Origin of the sequence: Nonomuraea helvata (genome assembly GCF_039535785.1) — a bacterium.
In the GTDB taxonomy this organism is placed as follows: domain Bacteria; phylum Actinomycetota; class Actinomycetes; order Streptosporangiales; family Streptosporangiaceae; genus Nonomuraea; species Nonomuraea helvata.
On the sequence record NZ_BAAAXV010000001.1, the window covers coordinates 2,819,364 to 2,837,578 of the forward strand.

Annotated in this window: 16 protein-coding genes and 1 riboswitch; of the genes, 10 read left to right on the forward strand and 6 right to left on the reverse strand. The window is 70.6% G+C overall.

Annotation, left to right across the window (positions count from 1 at the left end):
• Position 1 precedes the first annotated feature (1 nt).
• Complete coding sequence (locus ABD830_RS13060) at positions 2-688, reverse strand: SDR family oxidoreductase (RefSeq protein WP_344986966.1); 687 nt, start codon at positions 686-688, stop codon at positions 2-4.
• A 56-nt stretch (positions 689-744) separates the two neighbouring features.
• Between ABD830_RS13060 and ABD830_RS13065 the strand changes: the two genes are divergently transcribed.
• From ABD830_RS13065 to ABD830_RS13075, 3 genes are read left to right on the forward strand one after another with little or no spacing between them, the layout of a single operon-like run.
• Positions 745-1,275: a PadR family transcriptional regulator gene (locus tag ABD830_RS13065; RefSeq protein WP_344986967.1), complete on the forward strand. Its 531-nt coding sequence runs from the start codon at positions 745-747 to the stop codon at positions 1,273-1,275.
• Between the two features lie 17 nt (positions 1,276-1,292).
• Positions 1,293-2,246: an ATP-binding cassette domain-containing protein gene (locus ABD830_RS13070; protein ID WP_344986968.1), complete on the forward strand. Its 954-nt coding sequence runs from the start codon at positions 1,293-1,295 to the stop codon at positions 2,244-2,246.
• Complete coding sequence (locus tag ABD830_RS13075; protein ID WP_344986970.1) at positions 2,243-2,992, forward strand: ABC transporter permease; 750 nt, start codon at positions 2,243-2,245, stop codon at positions 2,990-2,992. Before ABD830_RS13070 ends, ABD830_RS13075 begins: the two co-directional genes overlap by 4 nt.
• On the opposite strand, the gene ABD830_RS13080 is transcribed toward ABD830_RS13075, so the two are convergent.
• From ABD830_RS13080 to ABD830_RS13090, 3 genes are all read right to left on the reverse strand, one after another.
• A complete protein-coding gene (locus tag ABD830_RS13080) occupies positions 2,972-3,808 on the reverse strand; it encodes a MurR/RpiR family transcriptional regulator (protein WP_344986972.1) in 837 nt (278 codons plus the stop codon). The two genes, ABD830_RS13075 and ABD830_RS13080, sit on opposite strands and share 21 nt — an antisense overlap.
• Positions 3,809-4,016: 208 nt before the next feature.
• The gene (hutU, locus tag ABD830_RS13085) at positions 4,017-5,666 is read right to left on the reverse strand and encodes a urocanate hydratase (protein WP_344986974.1); all 1,650 of its coding nucleotides are present in this window, start codon (positions 5,664-5,666) and stop codon (positions 4,017-4,019) included.
• Between the two features lie 248 nt (positions 5,667-5,914).
• A complete protein-coding gene (locus ABD830_RS13090) occupies positions 5,915-7,621 on the reverse strand; it encodes an ABC transporter ATP-binding protein (protein WP_344986976.1) in 1,707 nt (568 codons plus the stop codon).
• A 228-nt stretch (positions 7,622-7,849) separates the two neighbouring features.
• Between ABD830_RS13090 and ABD830_RS13095 the strand changes: the two genes are divergently transcribed.
• From ABD830_RS13095 to ABD830_RS13105, 3 genes are all read left to right on the forward strand, one after another.
• A complete protein-coding gene (locus tag ABD830_RS13095) occupies positions 7,850-9,226 on the forward strand; it encodes a DUF4331 domain-containing protein (RefSeq protein ID WP_344986978.1) in 1,377 nt (458 codons plus the stop codon).
• Positions 9,227-9,390: 164 nt separating this feature from the next.
• Positions 9,391-10,593: a tetratricopeptide repeat protein gene (locus tag ABD830_RS13100; RefSeq protein WP_344986980.1), complete on the forward strand. Its 1,203-nt coding sequence runs from the start codon at positions 9,391-9,393 to the stop codon at positions 10,591-10,593.
• Entirely contained in the window at positions 10,590-12,041 is a 1,452-nt protein-coding gene (locus ABD830_RS13105; RefSeq protein ID WP_344986982.1) for a nickel/cobalt transporter, read from the forward strand. Before ABD830_RS13100 ends, ABD830_RS13105 begins: the two co-directional genes overlap by 4 nt.
• Positions 12,042-12,064: 23 nt before the next feature.
• On the opposite strand, the gene ABD830_RS13110 is transcribed toward ABD830_RS13105, so the two are convergent.
• Together ABD830_RS13110 and ABD830_RS13115 are read right to left on the reverse strand one after the other, a co-directional pair.
• A complete protein-coding gene (locus ABD830_RS13110; protein WP_344986984.1) occupies positions 12,065-12,820 on the reverse strand; it encodes a hypothetical protein in 756 nt (251 codons plus the stop codon).
• Between the two features lie 44 nt (positions 12,821-12,864).
• Positions 12,865-13,569, reverse strand: a complete 705-nt coding sequence (locus ABD830_RS13115; RefSeq protein ID WP_344986985.1) for a FadR/GntR family transcriptional regulator — start codon at positions 13,567-13,569, stop codon at positions 12,865-12,867.
• Between the two features lie 123 nt (positions 13,570-13,692).
• On the opposite strand from ABD830_RS13115, the gene ABD830_RS13120 reads away from it, so the two are divergent.
• The 4 genes from ABD830_RS13120 to ABD830_RS13135 are packed head-to-tail and all read left to right on the forward strand — an operon-like array spanning position 13,693 to position 17,894.
• Entirely contained in the window at positions 13,693-15,063 is a 1,371-nt protein-coding gene (locus ABD830_RS13120) for a glutamine synthetase family protein (protein ID WP_344986987.1), read from the forward strand.
• A 9-nt stretch (positions 15,064-15,072) separates the two neighbouring features.
• On the forward strand, positions 15,073-16,416 hold the full coding sequence (locus ABD830_RS13125; RefSeq protein ID WP_344986989.1) for an aldehyde dehydrogenase family protein: 1,344 nt from the start codon (positions 15,073-15,075) through the stop codon (positions 16,414-16,416).
• A gap of 5 nt (positions 16,417-16,421) precedes the next feature.
• Positions 16,422-17,186 carry a 3-oxoacyl-ACP reductase gene (locus tag ABD830_RS13130; RefSeq protein ID WP_344986991.1) on the forward strand — a complete coding sequence of 255 codons (765 nt, stop codon included), beginning with the start codon at positions 16,422-16,424 and terminating at the stop codon, positions 17,184-17,186.
• Between the two features lie 15 nt (positions 17,187-17,201).
• Positions 17,202-17,894: a gamma-glutamyl-gamma-aminobutyrate hydrolase family protein gene (locus ABD830_RS13135; RefSeq protein ID WP_344986993.1), complete on the forward strand. Its 693-nt coding sequence runs from the start codon at positions 17,202-17,204 to the stop codon at positions 17,892-17,894.
• A gap of 111 nt (positions 17,895-18,005) precedes the next feature.
• Positions 18,006-18,103, forward strand: a riboswitch (glycine riboswitch).
• The last annotated feature ends 112 nt before the right edge of the window (positions 18,104-18,215 follow it).

An 18,215-nucleotide genomic window follows, 5' to 3' on the forward strand; every position in this document is an offset into this window, starting at 1 on the left:
TTCAGTTCACGGGGCCGCCCCTGGGCCGCAGGGTCAGCTCGGTGAGGTGGGCGTCGGGACCTGCGGTGACGGCGGCGAACACGGCCCGCGCCACGGTCTCGGGCTGGAGGTACTTCTCGGGCTCGAACTCGCCGCCCTCGTAGCGGCGCAGCTCGCGCTGCATGTCGGTGGCCGTACGGCCCGGGTAGACGGTGGTGACCCTGAGCTCGGGCTCCTCCAGCCGCAGCGCGTCGGCGAACGCCTTCAGCGCGAACTTGCTGGCCGCGTACGCGGCCCACTCGGGGTTGGCCCGCTGCCCGGAGCCCGAGTTGACGCAGACGACGTGCCCACCGGCCCGCCTGAGCGCGGGCAGGAGCAGCCTGGTCAGCTCGGCCACCGCGACGACGTTCACCTCCAGCGTCTGGCGCCACGCGTCGGCGGCCAGGTCGGCGATCCTGCCCATGCGGTTGATCCCGGCGCTGTGCACCAGCACGTCGAGCCGGTCGATCCCCGCGACGTCCGGCTCCGCGACCTCCGTCAGCTCCACCGGCCAGGGCCGCGCGTCGGGGAGCCCGGCCGCCACGGCGGCCAGCGACTCCTCGTCCCGGCCGTTGAGAATCACGTGATGCGTGGGGCCGAGGGCCTTGGCCACGGCCGCGCCGATCCCCCGTGAAGCGCCTGTGACCAGCGCCGTCGGTCGTTCACTCATGGAGATCAGCTTATTGAGGTTGACGGTTGCTCAAATTTGAATACAAACTTGTACCCATGTCTTCGACGCGCATCCTCATCCTCGGCGCCCTGCTCGACGGCCCGATGAACGGTTACGGGGTCCGGCGGCGACTGGAGGTGATGGGCGCCCACCAGTGGGCGAACGTCGCCTTCGGGTCGATCTACCACGGGCTCAGCAAGATGGCCGACGAGGGCCTCCTGGAGATCGTCGAGGCGGGCAAGGGCGGCAAGGTCGTCTATGAGCTGACCGAGCATGGCCGCAAGGAGTTCCACCGGCTGCTGATGACCGCCTGGCACGAGGTCGAACCGATCGTGGACCCGTTCCAGGTGGCGCTGACGTTCATGGACCGGCTGGAAAAGCAGGAGATCCTGGACGCTCTGTATGGCAGGATGCAGCAGCTCAGGATGCGCGTCGAAACCATCGGTCACATCTTCGGCGTCAAGCAGCGCTATGGCGCCCCCAAGCACGTGGACGAGAACCTCCGCCTGAGCAGAGCCATGCTCCAGGCCCAGCTCGACTGGGTGGAGAAGGCCATCAAGCAGGTGGAGGCCGACGAACTGCCCTAAGGAGCTGGGACCCCCCAATGATCATTGAGGCACACGGCTTAAGAAAGACGTTCACCACCAGGAGCAGGAAGGGCACGCAGACCGTCGAGGCGGTCCGCGGCGTGGACCTCGAGGTGGAGAAGGGCGAGATCTTCGGTGTGCTCGGGCCCAACGGCGCGGGCAAGACCACCACGATCAGGATGCTCGCCACGCTGATCACCCCCGACGCGGGCACGGCCACCGTCGCGGGCCACGACCTGCTCAAGGAGCCCGCCGCGGTGCGGACCAAGCTCGGGTACGTGAGCCAGGCCGGCGGCGTGGAGGACACCACGAGCGCCAGGGCTCAGATCATGATGGCCGCCAAGATCCACGCCATGGCGGATCCGAAGCGGGCCGCCGCCGAGGTGCTGGAGCGCTTCGACCTGACCGAGATGGCCGACCGCCCCGGGCGTACCCTGTCGGGCGGGCAGAAGCGGCGCGTGGCCATCGCGCTCGGCCTGGTGCACAACCCGCCGCTGCTCTTCCTCGACGAGCCCACCACCGGCCTCGACCCGCAGAACCGCGCCAACCTCTGGGACCGCATCAGGCAGCTGCGCGAGTCCGGCACGAGCGTGCTGCTCAGCACCCACTACCTCGACGAGGCCGACGCGCTGTGCGACCGGCTGGTGATCGTCGACCACGGCCAGATCGTGGCCGAGGGCACCCCCGGCGACCTCAAGCGCGAGGTCTCCGGCGACGTGATCACGCTCAGGGTGGACGACCCTGAGCGGGCCGCCGACACGCTCAAGCCGTACGCCCGCGAGACCCGCGTCGACGAGGACCTCCTGCGCGTCTACGTCGACGACGGCGAGCACACGCTGCCCGCGCTGCTGCGGGCGCTGGAGGAGCAGGGCCTGGGCCTGAGCTCGATCGCGCTCGACCGGTCCACGCTCGACGACGTCTTCCTGGCCAAGACCGGCCGCACCCTCCGCGACGCTGGAGCCGCCGCATGATCCGCCACATCGCCCTGTTCACCGGCTACGAGCTGAAGAAGTCGTTCAGCAACCCGATCTGGCCGCTGTTCGGCATCATGCAGCCAGTGCTGTACCTGCTGATGTTCGCGCCGCTGCTGAAGTCGCTGACGCCGGGCGGCACGACGACGGACGCGCTGCGGATGTTCACCCCGGCGTCGATGATGATGATCGCGGTCTTCGGCTCGCTCTTCTCCGGGTTCGGGCTGATCGCCGAGCTGCGTAACGGCTCGCTCGAACGGTACGCCGTCAGCCCCGCGTGGCGGCCGGCCATCGTGCTCGGCCGGGTGGCCAAGGACATGGTCGTGCTGGTGTGCCAGGCGATCCTCGTGCTGATCGTGGCGATCGCGATGGGCGTGCGCATCGGGGCCGTCGAGCTGCTGCTGGTGCTGCTGCTCATGGCCGCGACCGGGCTGTTCGCCTCGGGGCTGTCGCAGGGGCTCGCGCTGACCGTACGCGACGAGAACGGCATGTCGCAGACGCTCAACCTGTTCATGCTGCCGATCATGCTGCTGGCCGGGCTGTTCATCCCGATCTCGTTCGCGCCGGACTGGATGCAGGTCGTCGCCCCGATCAACCCGCTCTACCACGCGGTCGAGGCGGGGCGGGCGCTGTTCGCCGGGCGGCTGTCGGACTCGTCGATCCCGATCGCTTTCGCGGTGTTCATCGTGCTGGCGGTGCTCACCACGATCTGGTCGATGCGATCGCTACGCAGGATCGCCGGGTAGGAACGCACCGGTCTCGTCGGTCATCCGCTCGTACTCCTCCAGCCGGGCCTGGGTGCGCAGCGGCGCCGCGTCGGCCATGGCCTCGACCAGGGCCATGGCCAGGGCCAGCGGCGCCGCGTGCGAATCGAACACGAGCCGGTCGCCGACGGGCGCGTCCAGCACGACCTCGGCCGGGAAATCGGATTTATCGGTTATGGCCGCCACGCGCAGGCCCAGCTTCTCCGCGTACTCCAGGGCCTGCACCGCCTCCGTGGGATAGCGCGGCAGCACCACGGCCACCACCCACTCCGCGCCCGCCCTGCGGGCGGCGTGCAGCCCGTCCACCAGCTCCGACCCGCCGTGCGTGAGCAGCCGCACGTCGGGGTGGATGCGGCGGGCGTAGTAGGCGAAGGTGGTGGCCAGCCCGCACGAGACCCGCAGCCCCAGCACGGGCAGCGGCTCGGTGGCGGCCAGCTGCTCGCCCAGCTCTTTCAGCGGGAACGTCGACAGGCGCTCCCTGACGAGCGCGAGATTGCGGATCTCACAGTCGATGGCCCCGCGCAGCAGGCTCTCCTGCGGGCCCTCCACCCCGCCGCCGCCCAGCACCAGGGGGCGCAGCGCCTGGCGCAGCTCGGGGTATCCGGCGAACCCCAGCACCATGGCGAACCGGGTCACGGACGGCTGGCTCACCCCTGCCCGTTCGGCCAGCTCCACGCTGGACAGGAAGATCGCCTCGTCGAGATGCTCGCTGAGGTAGTGCGCGATCCTCCGCTGCACGGGCGACAGCCTCCGGCCATCCAGCAGCACACCCAGCCCACCGTGATATCCGTCCGCCACGCCCATCTCCAACGTCTGCCACCCCACATCTCATCCCGCTCGGAGGCCACAATCGCCCCATGGCCCCCAGGCCCGACCAGCGGACCCCGCCCTCAACGCCCGCGCTGCGAACGGGCCCCCGCTCTCGGGGCGCCGCGTCGGGGAGGCGACGTGCGGCGGCGCCCGGCGCGACGCGGACGGCGGGCCAGGGTAAGGGCCAGGGCCGACGTCAGGACTCGCGCATCGGGATGCGGACGCCGCGCGTGGCGGCCACCTCGGCGGCCTCCTCGTACCCCGCGTCCACGTGCCGCATGACCCCCGTCCCAGGGTCGTTGGTCAGCACCCGGTTCAGCTTCTCCCCCGCCAGGGCGGTCCCGTCGGCCACCGTCACCTGGCCGGCGTGGATGGAGCGCCCGATGCCCACCCCGCCACCGTGGTGAATGGAGACCCAGGCCGCCCCCGAGGCGGTGTTCAGCATGGCGTTGAGCAGCGGCCAGTCGGCGATCGCGTCGGAGCCGTCGGCCATGGCCTCGGTCTCGCGGTACGGCGAGGCCACGGACCCGCTGTCGAGGTGGTCGCGCCCGATCACGATGGGCGCCCGCAGCTCACCGGAGGCCACCATGTCGTTGAAGCGCTCCCCGGCGACGTTGCGCTCGCCGTACCCGAGCCAGCAGATCCGCGCCGGCAGCCCCTGGAAGTGCACCTTCTCCCCGGCCTTCCTGATCCACCGCGACAGGCCCTCGTTCTCGGGGAAGAGCTCCAGGATGGCCCGGTCGGTGGCGGCGATGTCGGCGGGATCGCCACTCAGCGCCGCCCACCGGAACGGCCCCTTGCCCTCGCAGAACAGCGGCCTGATGTACGCGGGCACGAACCCCGGGAAGTCGAAGGCCCGCCCGTATCCGGCCAGCCGCGCCTCGCCCCGGATGGAGTTGCCGTAGTCGAAGACCTCCGCCCCCGCGTCCTTGAACCCCACCATCGCCTCCACGTGCCGCGCCATCGAGGCCCGCGCCCGCTCCGTGAACCCGGCGGGATCCTTGTCCCGCTCCGAGGCCATGTCCTCGAAGGCGACCCCCAGCGGCAGGTACATCAGCGGATCGTGCGCCGAGGTCTGGTCGGTGACGATGTCGATCTCGGCCCCGCGTGCCAGCAGGGCGGGCACGGCCTCGGCCGCGTTCGCCACGACCCCGATGGACAGCGGCTCACGGGCGTCGCGCGCCGCGTACGCCAGCCGCAGCGCCTCGTCCAGCGACGCGGCCTCCACGTCGAGGTAGCGGTGCTCGATCCGCCGGGCGACCGAGCGCGGGTCGCAGTCGATGCAGATGGCCACCCCGCCGTTCATGGTGATGGCCAAGGGCTGGGCTCCGCCCATCCCTCCGAGCCCGGCCGTCAGCGTGATCGTCCCAGCCAGCGAACCCCCGAAGCGCTTCTCGGCCACCGCCGCAAACGTCTCGTACGTGCCCTGCAGGATGCCCTGCGTGCCGATGTAGATCCACGAACCGGCCGTCATCTGCCCGTACATGGTCAGCCCGGCCGCCTCCAGCCGCCGGAACTCCTCCCAGTTCGCCCAGTCGGGCACCAGGTTGGAGTTGGCGATGAGCACCCGGGGCGCCCACTCGTGGGTGCGGAACACACCCACCGGGCGCCCCGACTGCACCAGCAGGGTCTCGTCGCCCTCGAGCGTCGTCAGCGTCCTGACCAGCGCGTCGAACGACGCCCAGTCACGCGCCGCCTTGCCCGAGCCGCCGTAGACGACGAGTTGCTCGGGGTGTTCGGCGACCTCCGGGTCCAGGTTGTTCTGGAGCATGCGGAGCGCCGCCTCCTGCGGCCATCCCTTGGCGGTGATCGTCGTGCCTCGCGGCGCGCGCACGCTGCGGCTCATCGTGACCCTCCTGAATGAAAACATTCATCTTTGTCACCGCAGAGTACAACGGGCCGCGTTCAGCGGTCCGTTGCAGGTAGCGGAGCCTGCACCTACAACGGGCCGCGTTCAGCGGTCCGTTGCAGGTAGCGGAGCCTGCACCTACAACGGGCCGCGTTCAGCGGTCCGTTGCAGGTAGCGGAGCCTGCACCTACAACGGGCCGCGTTCAGCGGTCCGTTGCAGGTAGCGGAGTCCGCACCTACAACGCCTAGCTGACCAAGAACTGGGTGGCGGCCAGCTCCCGATAGAGCTCGTCCTCGCCGACCAGCGAGTCGTGCGTCCCGACCGCCCGTACGCCACCGCCTTCCATGACCACGATCCGGTCCGCGTTCGTCACGGTGGACAGCCGGTGGGCGATCACCAGCACGGTGGTCTCCTGGGCCACCTCGGCGATGACCTCGCGCAGCCGCAGCTCGTTGACCGCGTCGAGCTGCGAGGTGGCCTCGTCGAGCAGCAGCAGCCTGGGTTTGCGCAGCAGCGCCCTGGCGATGGCCACCCGCTGGCGCTCGCCGCCCGACAGCAGCACGCCGCGGTGCCCGACCGGCGTCTCCAGCCCCTCGGGAAGCCTGGCCACCAGGTCGTCGAGCCTGGTACGGGCGACGGCCCGGCGCAGCTCCTCCTCGGTGGCGTCCTGGGCGGCGAAGAGCAGGTTCTCCCGGAGCGTGCCGGCCAGCACGGGAGCGTCCTGCTCGACGTACCCCAACGCGGCCCGCAGCTCGCCCAGCGGCCAGTCGCGGATGTCGCGCCCGCCGATCTCGATCGTCCCGTCCTGGTGGTCGTAGAAGCGTTCGAGCAGCGCGAACACCGTCGACTTGCCCGCCCCCGACGGCCCCACCAGCGCGGTCAGGCCGCCTGGCGTCACCTCGAAGCTGACTCCGTCGTGCACGATCGGCCGGTCGTCGCCGTACCTGAAGACGACGTTCTCGAACGTCACCCCGACCGGTTCCGCGGTGCCCGCGACGGCGGCGCCGGCCGGCTCGGCGGGCAGGTCCTCGATCTCCTTGATCCGCTTCATCGCCGCCAGCCCCTGCTGGAGCTGCACCCCGCCCTGGACGAGCTGCCCGATCGGCGGCACGAGGTAGAAGAGGTACAGCAGGAACGCGATCAGCGACGACACCTCGAGCGCCCCCGAGGAGACCCTGGCCCCGCCGATGGCCAGCACGGCCAGGAACGCGATCTGCACCGACATCCACGTCGCCACTCCCGCGAGCGACGTCCACCCGGCCACCTGCAGCCCCCTGTCGCGGGCTCGCGTCGCGGCGTCGCCCACCACCGCGATCTCCCGCTCTTCCGCGCCGCTGGCCTTCACGGTCCTGTACGCCTGCAGCGCCCGGTCCAGCACGGAGCCCATCTCGCCCACGGCCTCCTGGGCCTGGATCTGCGCCCGACGGATCTTCGGCATGATCAGCGCGACCAGCCCGCCGACCACCACCACCACGAGCAGCGTGACCAGCAGCAGCACGGCGTCCATGGTCGCCATCATGACGATGGCCCCGACCAGCATGAACGCGGCGCTGACGGACTCGACGATCCCGTTGGTCAGCACGGAGCGGAGCAGCGTCGTGTCACCGGTCACCCGCGACAGCAGGTCGCCCGGCTTGAGCCGGTCCACGTCCGCGACCCTGAGCCGCAGCATCCGGTCGACCAGCCTGCGCCTGGCGCCGAGCACGATGCCCTCGCCCGTGCGCTCCATCAGATAGTTCCCCCCGGCCGACACGGCCGCGCCGACCAGCACCGCCGCGGTCAGTCCTAACAGCGGGCCGGCCACCGATCCTGCCTCGCCGAACGCCTCCACCACGTACTTGGCCAGCAACGGCATGGCGAGGCCCGCGGCCGAGCCGATCAGTCCCAGCAGCCCACCCAGGACCAGGATCTTCCGGTGCGGGCGGATGTAGGCGAGCAACTCCTTGACCACCGCATCTCCTCTCACGACATATCCCGACTTATCTCCAACGAACGGAACGGCGGATCCGCACCGCCCCGGCAGGGTCAACCTAAATTGACGACCTAAGTATGTCAACTTTGGTTGACCCTCATTCCTGAGGAGGAGACGACATCCGGCGACCGCCCACAGACGAATAGGGCGTCGAGGAACCCGGCCGGAACCTCGCAACACCTGATCAGCCCTTCGAAAGGACCGAAAATGGAGCTCCGGATCAACCGGCGCGCTCTAGTCGGACTTGGCCTCGCCGCAGCGGTCGCCGCGTCGTCGTTGGCCGTGCTCCGTACCGACTCCGGCATCGCTTCCTCGCACCGCGAGGCGCCCATGATCGCGGGCGACCCGCAGCACGACAACACGGACGTGTACGCGTTCGTGAGCCCTGACAAGGCCGACACGGTGACCTTGCTGGCGAACTGGATCCCGTTCGAGGAGCCCCAGGGCGGCCCGAACTTCTACCCGTTCGCCACGAGGTCCCGGTACAACATAAAGATCGACAACGACGGCGACGCCCGGCCCGACATCACCTACGAGTGGACGTTCCGCAACGAGGACAAGCGCGGCACCACCACGTTCCTCTACAACAACGGCCCTGTCACCTCGCTCGACGACCCGAACCTGCTCTTCCGCCAGCGCTACACGCTCAGGAAGATCACCCCCGGCGGCACCAGGACGCTGGTCGGCGACGGCATCGTCGCGCCGAGCAACGTCGGCCCGGCCTCCATGCCCGACTACGGCACCCTGCGCGCCCAGTCCCTCAGGAGCCTGCCCGGCGGTGGCAAGGTGTTCGCCGGGCAGTCGGACGAGGCGTTCTTCCTCGACCTGCGCGTGTTCGACCTGCTCTACGGCGGCAACCTGTCCGAGGTCGGCCAGGACACCGCCAAGGGCTACAACGTCAACACCGTGGCCATCCAGGTGCCCGCCAAGGAGCTGGCACTCAAGGGCGACGTCAGGCGCAACCCCGTGATCGGCATCTGCTCCACGACCGACAAGTTCAACGGCAGCAGGTACGTCCAGGTCTCGCGCCTGTGCAACCCGCTGGTGAACGAGGTCGTCTCGCCCGCCGGGCTCAAGGACGCCTTCAACGCCCTGCCCCCGGAGAAGGACGCCGACGTGGCGCCGCTGGTCAAGCGGGTCACCGACCCCGAGGTGGCCAGGCTGCTCGAGGCCGTCTACGGCATCAAGGCCCCCGCGACCCCGCGCAACGACCTGGTCGAGATCTTCCTGACCGGCATCGCCAAGCAGAACGGCCCGATCAAGGCCGACCTGAACTCGCAGGTGCTCAACAAGGACGCGGGCAAGCTGCGCCCCTCCGAGATGCTGCGGCTGAACATGGCGGTCCCGCCCGCCAAGGACCCGAACCGCCTCGGCGTGCTGGCCGGTGACCTGCAGGGGTTCCCGAACGGCCGCCGTCTCTCCGACGACGTCGTGGACATCGCGCTGCAGGCCGTGGCCGGCGCCGCGCTGACCGGCAAGCTCGTGCCAGGGCTGACGGACAAGGTGGACGGGAACGACAAGCCGTTCCTCCAGTCGTTCCCGTACATCCCGCTGCCCAGCAACGTCGCGGTGAACCGGCGCTGACCCTCTGGCCGGCCTGCTCCCTCTCCAAGCAGGCCGGTCCGCCCCAGGCGGCAGACTTCCCGTCTCCCACCGTCTGCCGCCGGCAAACGGCCGGCCGCCCGTGGTCCCCGTCACGGCCGGCCGGCCGTCACCCCTTGAGGTCCCTCAGCACTGGAGCCCTGGACATGCGTTCCCTCGCCGTACTCGCCGGACTGGCCCTTCTCGGGGCCATGGCCTTCACGATCTTCTCGTTCTCGGCGGCGCCATCGGAGGCGCCGGTGGCGCAGGCCGCGCCGGCCGCCGAGACGCTGCAGGAGCGGCTCAGGCGCCTGCCGGGCGACCACCGCGGCTGGGCCGAGCTCGCCTCCCAGTACGTCGACCAGGCCAGGATCACCGGCGACCCGTCGTACTACACCAAGGCCGAAGGCGCGATCGCCACGGCCGCCAAGCTCAGGGCCGGTGACGACGCGGTGCTCACCGGTCAGGCGGCGCTCGCCGCGGGCCGCCACGAGTTCGCCGACGCGGTACGCCTGGCCGAGCGCGCCGTGAGCGTCAACCCGTACGGCGCGGCGGCCTACGGCGTGCTGGCGGACGCGAGGACGCAGCTCGGGGACCTGCGCGGGGCGCGGCGCGCCGTGGACCGGATGATGGACCTGCGGCCCGGGGTGGCCGCGTTCGCCCGCGCCTCGTACGCGGCCGAACTCCGCGGCGACCTGGCCGGCGCCCGGAAATATCTGGAAATGGCGGAGGACGACGCCTGGTCCCCCGCCGACGTCGCCTACGCCCGCTACTACCTGGGCGAGCTGGCGCTCCACTCCGGCGACCTCGCCACGGCGGCCGACTGGTACGCCAAGGCCCTGCAGGCGTACCCAGCCTACCCGCCGGCGCTCGCGGGCCAGGCCAGGACCGCCGCGCTGAGCGGCCGCCTGACCGAGGCGCTGACCCTGTACGACACCGTCGTCGAACGCCTGCCGCTCCCCCAGTACCTGATCGAGCAGGGCGAGACCCGGATCAAAGCGGGCCAGGCCCCCGACTGGACGCTGCTCAGGGCGCAGCGCAAACTGTTCCAGGCCGCGGGCGTGCGCGACGACCTGACCTGGGCCGAGTTCGAGGCCGACCACGGGGACCCGGCGTCGGCCGTCGAGCACGCCAGGGCCGAGTACGCCCGCAACCCGAACCTCGTCGCCGCCGACGCCCTGGCCTGGGCCCTGTTCAAGGCGGGCAGACCGGCCGACGCGCTGCCGTACGCGAAGAAGGCCACCGCCACCGGCTGGCGGAACCCGCTGCTGACCTACCACCGCGCCAGGATCGAACAGGCGCTCGGCCGGCCCGTGAAGGTGGACGCCGGCTTCGACCCGACGCTTCCCGCATTGGCGAGGTTCTCATGAGACCGGTCCGGCTCGGCCTGCTGTCCGCCCTGCTGTCCCTCTGCGCGAGCCTCCTGCTCGGCACGGGAGCCGCCCAGGCCGCCCCAGTGATGCTCCACCCGCTGGGCAACTTCACCGTCAACCACTACAACGGCCTGCGCATCTTCCCCTCCGAGATACGCAACCTCGCCGTCGTGGACCTGGCCGAGCTGCCGACGCTGCAGGCCCGCCCCCAGGTGGACGGCTCGTACGCGGCCCGCCGCTGCGCCGCGCTGGCCGCTGCCCAGCGGCTCGAGGTGGCGGGCGGCGCGGTGCCGTGGCGGGTCGCCGGTTCCTCCTTCGCGTACGCCCCTGGTCAAGGGGGCCTCCGGACCAGCCGCCTGTCCTGCCGGCTCGTGGCCGACGTCCGCGCCGCGGGGGCCCTGCGGTTCCGCCTGGCGTTCACGGACGGGTTCGAGCAGGACAGGATCGGCTGGCGCGAGATCACCGCCGTGGGCGACGGGGTGCGGCTGGTCCGCTCCTCGGTGCCCTCCGTGAGCGCGAGCAGGGAGCTGCACGCGTACCCCGAGGACCTGCTGGCGAACCCGCTCGACCAGCGCACCGCGACGCTGACCGTCGCCCCCGGCCCGAGCCTGCCCGCCTCCGGGACTCCCGGCGGCGCGGCGCCGGGCGGGATCGGAGGCCCGATAGGTGACGCCTTGGGCGCCCTGGACCGGATGTTCACGGGGCTGATCGGCTCCGACTCGCTGACGGTCCCGCTCGGGCTGCTGGCGGTCGGGCTGGCCGTGGTGCTCGGGGCCGGGCACGCGCTGATCCCGGGGCACGGCAAGACCATCATGGCCGCGTACCTGGCGGGGCGGCGCGGGCGGCCCCGCGATGCGGTCGTGGTGGGCGCGACGGTGACGGCCACGCACACGGTCGGGGTGCTGGTGGTGGGGCTCCTGCTGAGCGTGTTCACGGCGCTGGCGGGCGAGTCGGTGCTGGCCTGGCTGGGGGTGGCCAGCGGCGCCCTGATCGCCGCCATCGGCCTCCGCCTACTCCTGAACGCCCGCCGCCGCCCCGACGCCGACCTCCACGGCCACGGGCACGGGCACGGGCACGGGCACGGGCACGGCGATGAGGGCGAGCACGGGGGCGAACGAGGGACAAAACGGGCAAGCCTGGTGGGCCTCGGCATCGCGGGCGGGCTCGTCCCCAGCCCCTCGGCCCTCGTCGTGCTCCTCGGGGCCATCGCGCTCGGCCGCACCTGGTTCGGCGTGGCGCTGGTGACCGCCTACGGCCTCGGCATGGCGGCCACCCTCACCGTCACCGGCCTGCTCCTGGTCAAGCTCGTGGACCGCCTGGAACGACGCGCCTCGGCGGGCCGCCGCCTGGCCGCCCGGCTCTCCGGCCTGGCCCCGGTGGGCACGGCCGCGATGGTGATGCTGCTCGGCGCGGGCCTGGCCCTCCGCTCGGTCGCCACCCTCTAGCTCCTTGAAGGAGGCGCCGTGGCTCAGGTATGCCGACGGCCACGCCGCGTGGAAGGCAGATCATGACGCCCGGAGAGGAACTCCTGGAAGGCGATCTTGGCCTTGATCACCGGTCGCCGCCACCGCTCCTCCCGCCGTAGGGCCTTGGCCAGCTTGCGCGGTGACTGCTTGGCGTAGAGCCAGCGGGCCCACGGGGAGTCGGGGCGTGCCAGCCGTACCGCTCCCACCAGCAGCATCGGCGGGACGAACAGGCCCGCCATCCCCGTCCAGATCTTGCCCTTGAGCAGCGTGATGACGGCCAGCAGGAGATTGGCCACGATCAGCACGGCAGGATTGACCGGCGTGCCGTAGTCCCAGGTGAGGGGGCGCAGGCCGATGAGGAGCAGGCCGGTGACGGCGACCGCGATGAAGACCGCGTCCACCGAGGTGCGCCCCTCCTCCTCCCAGTACACGTCGTGCAGGTGCAGGATCAGCGCGAACTCGTCCAGCACGAGCGCGGACCCGATGCCGAAGATGCAGGCGGCGGCCGCGTAGCCGGGCTGCGAGGCGGAGGAGACGATGAGCCCGGAGACGCCGCCGACCAGCATCAGCACGACCCCGAACACGACGTGGTGGATGTGCATCTCCCCCACGTTCACGTTGCGGAACCAGCCGACCTTCGCCCTGATCAGGCGGACGTTGATGCGGGTGGCGATGAACGCGACGATGAGCGTGACGAAGTAACAGAACAGCGGCAGCCGTCCTGTGGAAACAATGCTCTGCTCGAACCAGCGCTCCATGACTCTAGAAACAGATGGTACGAGCCGTTCGCCCATTCCATGAATCAGGAGAGGAATGCCCGCAAAAGAGCTGCCGTGCCCTCCAGATGCTCGCTCACTGCCCGGCGGGCCGCCTCAGGATCGCCGGCGAGCACGGCGTCCACGATGGCCTGGTGCTGCACGGCCGCGTGCTCGAGGTTGACCTGGAGCATCGGGATCGCGTTCAGCAGGTCGCTGACCCGCGAGCGGGCGTCGGCGCACGCCGTGGCGAGCAGGGTCGAGCCGGTCAGCTCGGCGATGGACAGGTGGAAGGCCGTGTCGAGGCGGCGGTAGTCCTCGATCGGGGCCGCGTTCAGGTCCGCCAGGCGGCGGAGGAGCACGTCCCGCTTGTCGTCCGTGAGATCGGACGCGGCCAGCACCTGCGCCGCCCCGCACTCCACCGCCAGGCGGAACGTGAGCGCGTCCGACAGGTCGTCCCTGCCCATCTCGGCCACGACCTGCCGCAGATCGCCGGGATCGGGCTTGGGCGGCACGTACGTGACGAACGCCCCGCCGTAGCGGCCACGGCGCACGTCGAGATAGCCGGCGTCCGACAGGGCGCGGATGGCCTCGCGCAAGGTGACCCTGCTGATGCCGAGCTGGACGGCCAGCTCGCGCTCGGGCGGCAGCTTGTCGCCGGGCGCGACCACGCCCAGCTTGATCGCCTGGAGCAGCCGTTCCACGGTCTCCTCGAAGGCGTTGCCGGCCCGCACCGGCCGTAACACCGTCATCAAACGCGCCGACTCGTCCAACGTGTCCTCAGGTCTTGACAAGAGATCCGGTCATACTTCTCAATGGTCTGACACTAGCCCAATCAGCGGAGAGCGCCGCGGCCCAGATCGGAGCGGGATAGCGTGAGCGAGGAATCGAGCACCGGGTTCCTTTCCGTCAGCGAGCTGCGCGACGAGGTGGCGGCCGGGCGCATCGACACCGTCCTCCTCGCGATCGCCGACATGCAGGGCAGGTTGCAGGGCAAGAGACTGTCCGCACGCTATTTCCTCGACGAGGTGCTGCACCACGGCTCCGAGGGCTGCAATTACCTGCTGGCCGTGGACGTGGACATGAACACCGTCTCCGGGTACGCCATGTCGTCCTGGGAGCGGGGCTACGGCGACTTCGTCATGAAGCCGGACCTGGCGACGTTGCGCAGGGTGCCGTGGCACGAGGGGACCGCGATGCTGATGGCGGACCTGGGCTGGGAGGGCGGCGGCGACGTGACCGCCTCGCCCCGGCAGATCCTGCGCAGGCAGCTCGCCCGCCTCGCCGAACGCGGCCTGGCCGCGTACGTGGGCACCGAGCTGGAGTTCTGCGTGTACGAGGACACCTACGAGGACGCGTGGAAGCGCGGCTACCGCGACCTGTCCCCCGCCAACCTCTACAACGTCGACTACTCGCTCCTCGGCACCGCCCGCGTCGAGCCGCTGCTCAGGCGGATCAGGCGGAGCATGGAAGGCGCCGGTCTCTACGTCGAGTCCGCCAAGGGCGAATGCAACCTGGGCCAGCACGAGATCGCCTTCCGCTACGACGAGGCGCTCAGGACCTGCGACCACCACGTCATCTACAAGACCGGCGCCAAGGAGATCGCCGCCCAGGAGGGCAAGTCGATCACCTTCATGGCCAAGCCCAACCAGCGCGAGGGCAATTCCTGCCACATCCACATCTCACTGCGGAGCAGCGAGGGCGATCCGGTGATGGCGGGCGAGGGGCCGTACGGGCTCTCCCCGCTCGGCGCCCGCTTCGTCGCCGGTCAGCTCGCCTGCCTGCGCGAGCTCACCCTCATGTACGCGCCCAACATCAACTCCTACAAGCGCTACGTCCCCGGCAGCTTCGCGCCCACGGCCGTCAAGTGGGGCGTGGACAACCGCACCTGCTCGCTGAGGCTGGTCGGCCACGGCCTGTCGCTGCGCGTCGAGAACCGGGTCCCGGGCGGCGACGTCAACCCGTATCTCGCGGTGTCCGCGCTGATCGCGGCCGGGCTGCACGGCATCGACAACGAGCTGCCGCTGGAGAACGCGTACGAGGGCAACGCCTACGACTCCGGCGCCGAGACCGTCCCTCACACGCTGCGCGACGCGCTGGCGCTGTTCGAGGGGTCGAAGCTGGCGCGCGAGACGTTCGGCGAGGACGTGGTCGAGCACTACGCGAACAACGCGCGGGTGGAGCTGGCCGCGTTCGACGCGGCGGTGACCGATTGGGAGCTTTTCCGTGGTTTCGAGCGGATGTGAATGGGGCGCATGAAGATCGTTAATCCGGCCACGGAGGACGTCGTGGCCGACGTCGAACTGGCCGACGCCGCCGAGGTCGACCGGGCCGTGGAGCGTGCCAGGACGGCGTACGAGAGCTGGCGTAAGGTGTCGCCGGGCGACCGCGCGCGACTGCTGCGCAGGTTCGCGGACCTGGTGGACGAGCACGGCGAGGAGCTGGCCCGCCTGGAGCTCGTCAACGCCGGCCACCCGATCGGCAACGCCCGCTGGGCGGCCGGCAACGTGCGCGACGTGCTCCACTTCTACGCCGGCGCCCCCGAACGCGATCACGGCAGGCAGATCCCGGTGCCCGGCGGCGTGGACATCACGTTCCAGGAGCCACTGGGCGTCGTCGGTGTCATCGTGCCGTGGAACTTCCCTATGATGATCATGTCCTGGGGCATGGCCCCAGCGCTCGCGGCCGGCAACACGGTGATCGTCAAACCGGCCGAGTGGACCCCGCTGACCGCGCTGAGGCTGGCCGAGCTGGCCCTCGCCGCGGGCCTCCCCGAGGGGGTGCTCCAGGTTCTGCCTGGGGCAGGGGAGGTGGCGGGTGCCCGCCTGGTGGAGCACCCCGGCGTGGCGAAGATCGTGTTCACCGGCTCGACCGAGGTGGGCAAGGAGATCGCCGCCAAGGCCGCGCGGCACGTCAAGCGGGTCACGCTGGAGCTGGGCGGCAAGTCCGCGAACATCGTCTTCGCGGACGCCGATCTCGACAAGGCCGCGAGCACCGCCCCCTACGCCGTCTTCGACAACTCCGGCCAGGACTGCTGTGCCCGCTCCCGGCTCCTCGTCCAGGCAGAGGTGTACGACGCGTTCATGGAGCGCCTGGCGACGGCCGTACGCGGCGTCAAGGTCGGCGACCCGCTCGACGAGAGCACCGAGATGGGCCCGCTGATCAGCGCCGAACACCTCGACCGCGTGCGCGGCTTCGTCCGCGGCACCCCCTACCTGCAGGGAGCCTGCCCCGACGGCAAGGGCTACTGGTTCCCGCCGACCGTGCTGACGCCCGAGGTGACGGACCCGGCGTTCACCGAGGAGATCTTCGGGCCGGTCGTGTCGGTGGTGCGCTTCGAGGACGAGGCCGAGGCCGTACGGATCGCGAACGACACCCCCTACGGCCTGAGCGGCTCCATCTGGACCCGGGACGTCGGACGGGCGCTCCGCGTGGCCAGGGCGGTCGAGGCGGGCAACCTGTCGGTCAACTCGCACTCGTCGGTCCGCTACTGGACTCCGTTCGGCGGCTTCAAGCAGTCCGGGCTCGGCAGGGAACTCGGCCCCGACGCCCTGGCGGCGTTCACCGAGACCAAGAACGTCTTCATCTCCTGGGAGTGAATTCAGTGCAGCGTTTGCAGGACCGGGTGGCGGTCATCACCGGCGCGGGCAGCGGCATCGGGCTGGCCACCGTGCGCAGGTTCGCCGAGGAGGGCGCCAAGGTCGTCTGCGTGGACATCGACGAGGAGGCGGGCGTCAAGGCGGCGAACGAGGTCGGCGGCCTCTTCGTCAAGGCCGACGTGACCAGCGAGGACGACGTCGTCAGGATGTTCAGGACGGCCTTCGACACCTACGGCAGCGTGGACATCGCCTTCAACAACGCGGGCATCTCGCCCCCCGACGACGACTCCATCCTGGAGACCGGCATCGACGCCTGGCGCCGGGTCCAGGAGGTGAACCTGACCAGCGTCTACCTCTGCTGCAAGCACGTCATCCCGTACATGCGGCAGCAGGGCAAGGGCTCGATCATCAACACCGCGTCCTTCGTGGCGGTCATGGGCTCGGCGACCTCGCAGATCTCGTACACGGCCTCCAAGGGCGGGGTGCTCGCGATGACGCGCGAGCTGGGCGTGCAGTTCGCCAGGGAGGGCATCAGGGTGAACGCGCTCTGCCCCGGGCCGGTGAACACGCCGCTGCTGCAGGAGCTGTTCGCCAAGGACCCGGAGCGGGCGCAGCGGCGGCTGGTGCACATCCCCGTCGGGCGCTTCGCCGAGGCGTCGGAGATCGCGGCGGCGGTGGCGTTCCTGGCCAGCGACGACGCGTCGTTCATCACGGGCAGCGAGTTCCTGGTGGACGGCGGCATCTCCGGCGCGTACGTCACGCCGCTCTAGCTCTGGGGGATCATCGTGCAGCGTCCCGTCATCGGCATCACGTCGTACGTCGAGCCGGCGAACTTCACGGTCTGGGCGGACATGACCGTGGCGCTCCTGCCGTACATGTACGTGGAGCAGGTCGTACGCGCCGGCGGGCAGCCGGTCGTGCTGCCGCCCGCCGGCGAGCCCGCGCAGGTGGTGGGCCGCCTGGACGGGCTCGTCCTGGCGGGTGGCGGGGACATCGACCCGGCGAGGTACGGCGAGCCGCCCGGGGATCACACCGGCTATATCCGGAAATTTCGTGATGAGGCGGAGTTTGCCCTGATCGGTGCGGCCCTCGACGCGGGCCTGCCGTACCTGGGCATCTGCCGCGGCCTCCAGGTGCTCAACGTCGCCCTCGGAGGCAGCCTCCACCAGCACCTGCCCGACGTGGTCGGGCACCCGGGCCACTCCCCCGCGCCCGGCCGCTTCGGCCCGCTGCCCGTCACCGCCGTGCCCGGCACCCGCGTGGCCAAGGCGCTGGGCACCGAGCCCGTGACGGTCCCCCACTACCACCACCAGGCCATCGACCGCCTCGCACCCGGCCTCACGGTCGGCGCCACCGCCGACGACGGCACGATCGAGGCGGTCGAGCTGGACTCGGCCCCCTTCGCCGTGGCCGTGCAGTGGCACCCGGAGGCCGCCGAGGACTGCGCACTCTTCGAGGCCCTCGTCGCCGCCTGCTGACCGCAGGGTCCACGGCGACCGGACGGAAGCCACCATTCGCCAGAGCGGTTCGTGAGAGGCCGGAACGCGACAACACCCCCATCACCGCACTAGGCTGACGAACATCACCGGCAAAACCGTGCGGGAGAGCACCCTGACAGCCGGTCAGGGTCCCTGAAGGAGCAAGCCCTCCCCGCAAACCTCTCAAGGCAAAGGACCGCGCGGTATGTGGTGACCTCTGGAAAGCAGGCCTGCGTGGCCTCGCCGAAGGTGAAAGTCCGGCAAAACTCGGGCGAAGCTCTCAGGCATCGATGACAGAGGGGGAGGATGCTGGCATCCGAT

Excerpts from the sequence above, each read along its gene's own strand:
- ABD830_RS13095 (WP_344986978.1), top strand. The coding sequence starts at position 7,850 with ATGGAGCTCCGGATCAACCGGCGCGCTCTAGTCGGACTTGGCCTCGCC.
- ABD830_RS13115 (WP_344986985.1), bottom strand. The coding sequence starts at position 13,569 with ATGACGGTGTTACGGCCGGTGCGGGCCGGCAACGCCTTCGAGGAGACC.
- ABD830_RS13125 (WP_344986989.1), top strand. The coding sequence starts at position 15,073 with ATGAAGATCGTTAATCCGGCCACGGAGGACGTCGTGGCCGACGTCGAA.
- ABD830_RS13100 (WP_344986980.1), top strand. The coding sequence starts at position 9,391 with ATGCGTTCCCTCGCCGTACTCGCCGGACTGGCCCTTCTCGGGGCCATG.
- ABD830_RS13060 (WP_344986966.1), bottom strand. The coding sequence starts at position 688 with ATGAGTGAACGACCGACGGCGCTGGTCACAGGCGCTTCACGGGGGATC.
- ABD830_RS13075 (WP_344986970.1), top strand. The coding sequence starts at position 2,243 with ATGATCCGCCACATCGCCCTGTTCACCGGCTACGAGCTGAAGAAGTCG.
- ABD830_RS13105 (WP_344986982.1), top strand. The coding sequence starts at position 10,590 with ATGAGACCGGTCCGGCTCGGCCTGCTGTCCGCCCTGCTGTCCCTCTGC.
- hutU (WP_344986974.1), bottom strand. The coding sequence starts at position 5,666 with ATGAGCCGCAGCGTGCGCGCGCCGCGAGGCACGACGATCACCGCCAAG.
- ABD830_RS13065 (WP_344986967.1), top strand. The coding sequence starts at position 745 with ATGTCTTCGACGCGCATCCTCATCCTCGGCGCCCTGCTCGACGGCCCG.
- ABD830_RS13110 (WP_344986984.1), bottom strand. The coding sequence starts at position 12,820 with ATGGAGCGCTGGTTCGAGCAGAGCATTGTTTCCACAGGACGGCTGCCG.
- ABD830_RS13070 (WP_344986968.1), top strand. The coding sequence starts at position 1,293 with ATGATCATTGAGGCACACGGCTTAAGAAAGACGTTCACCACCAGGAGC.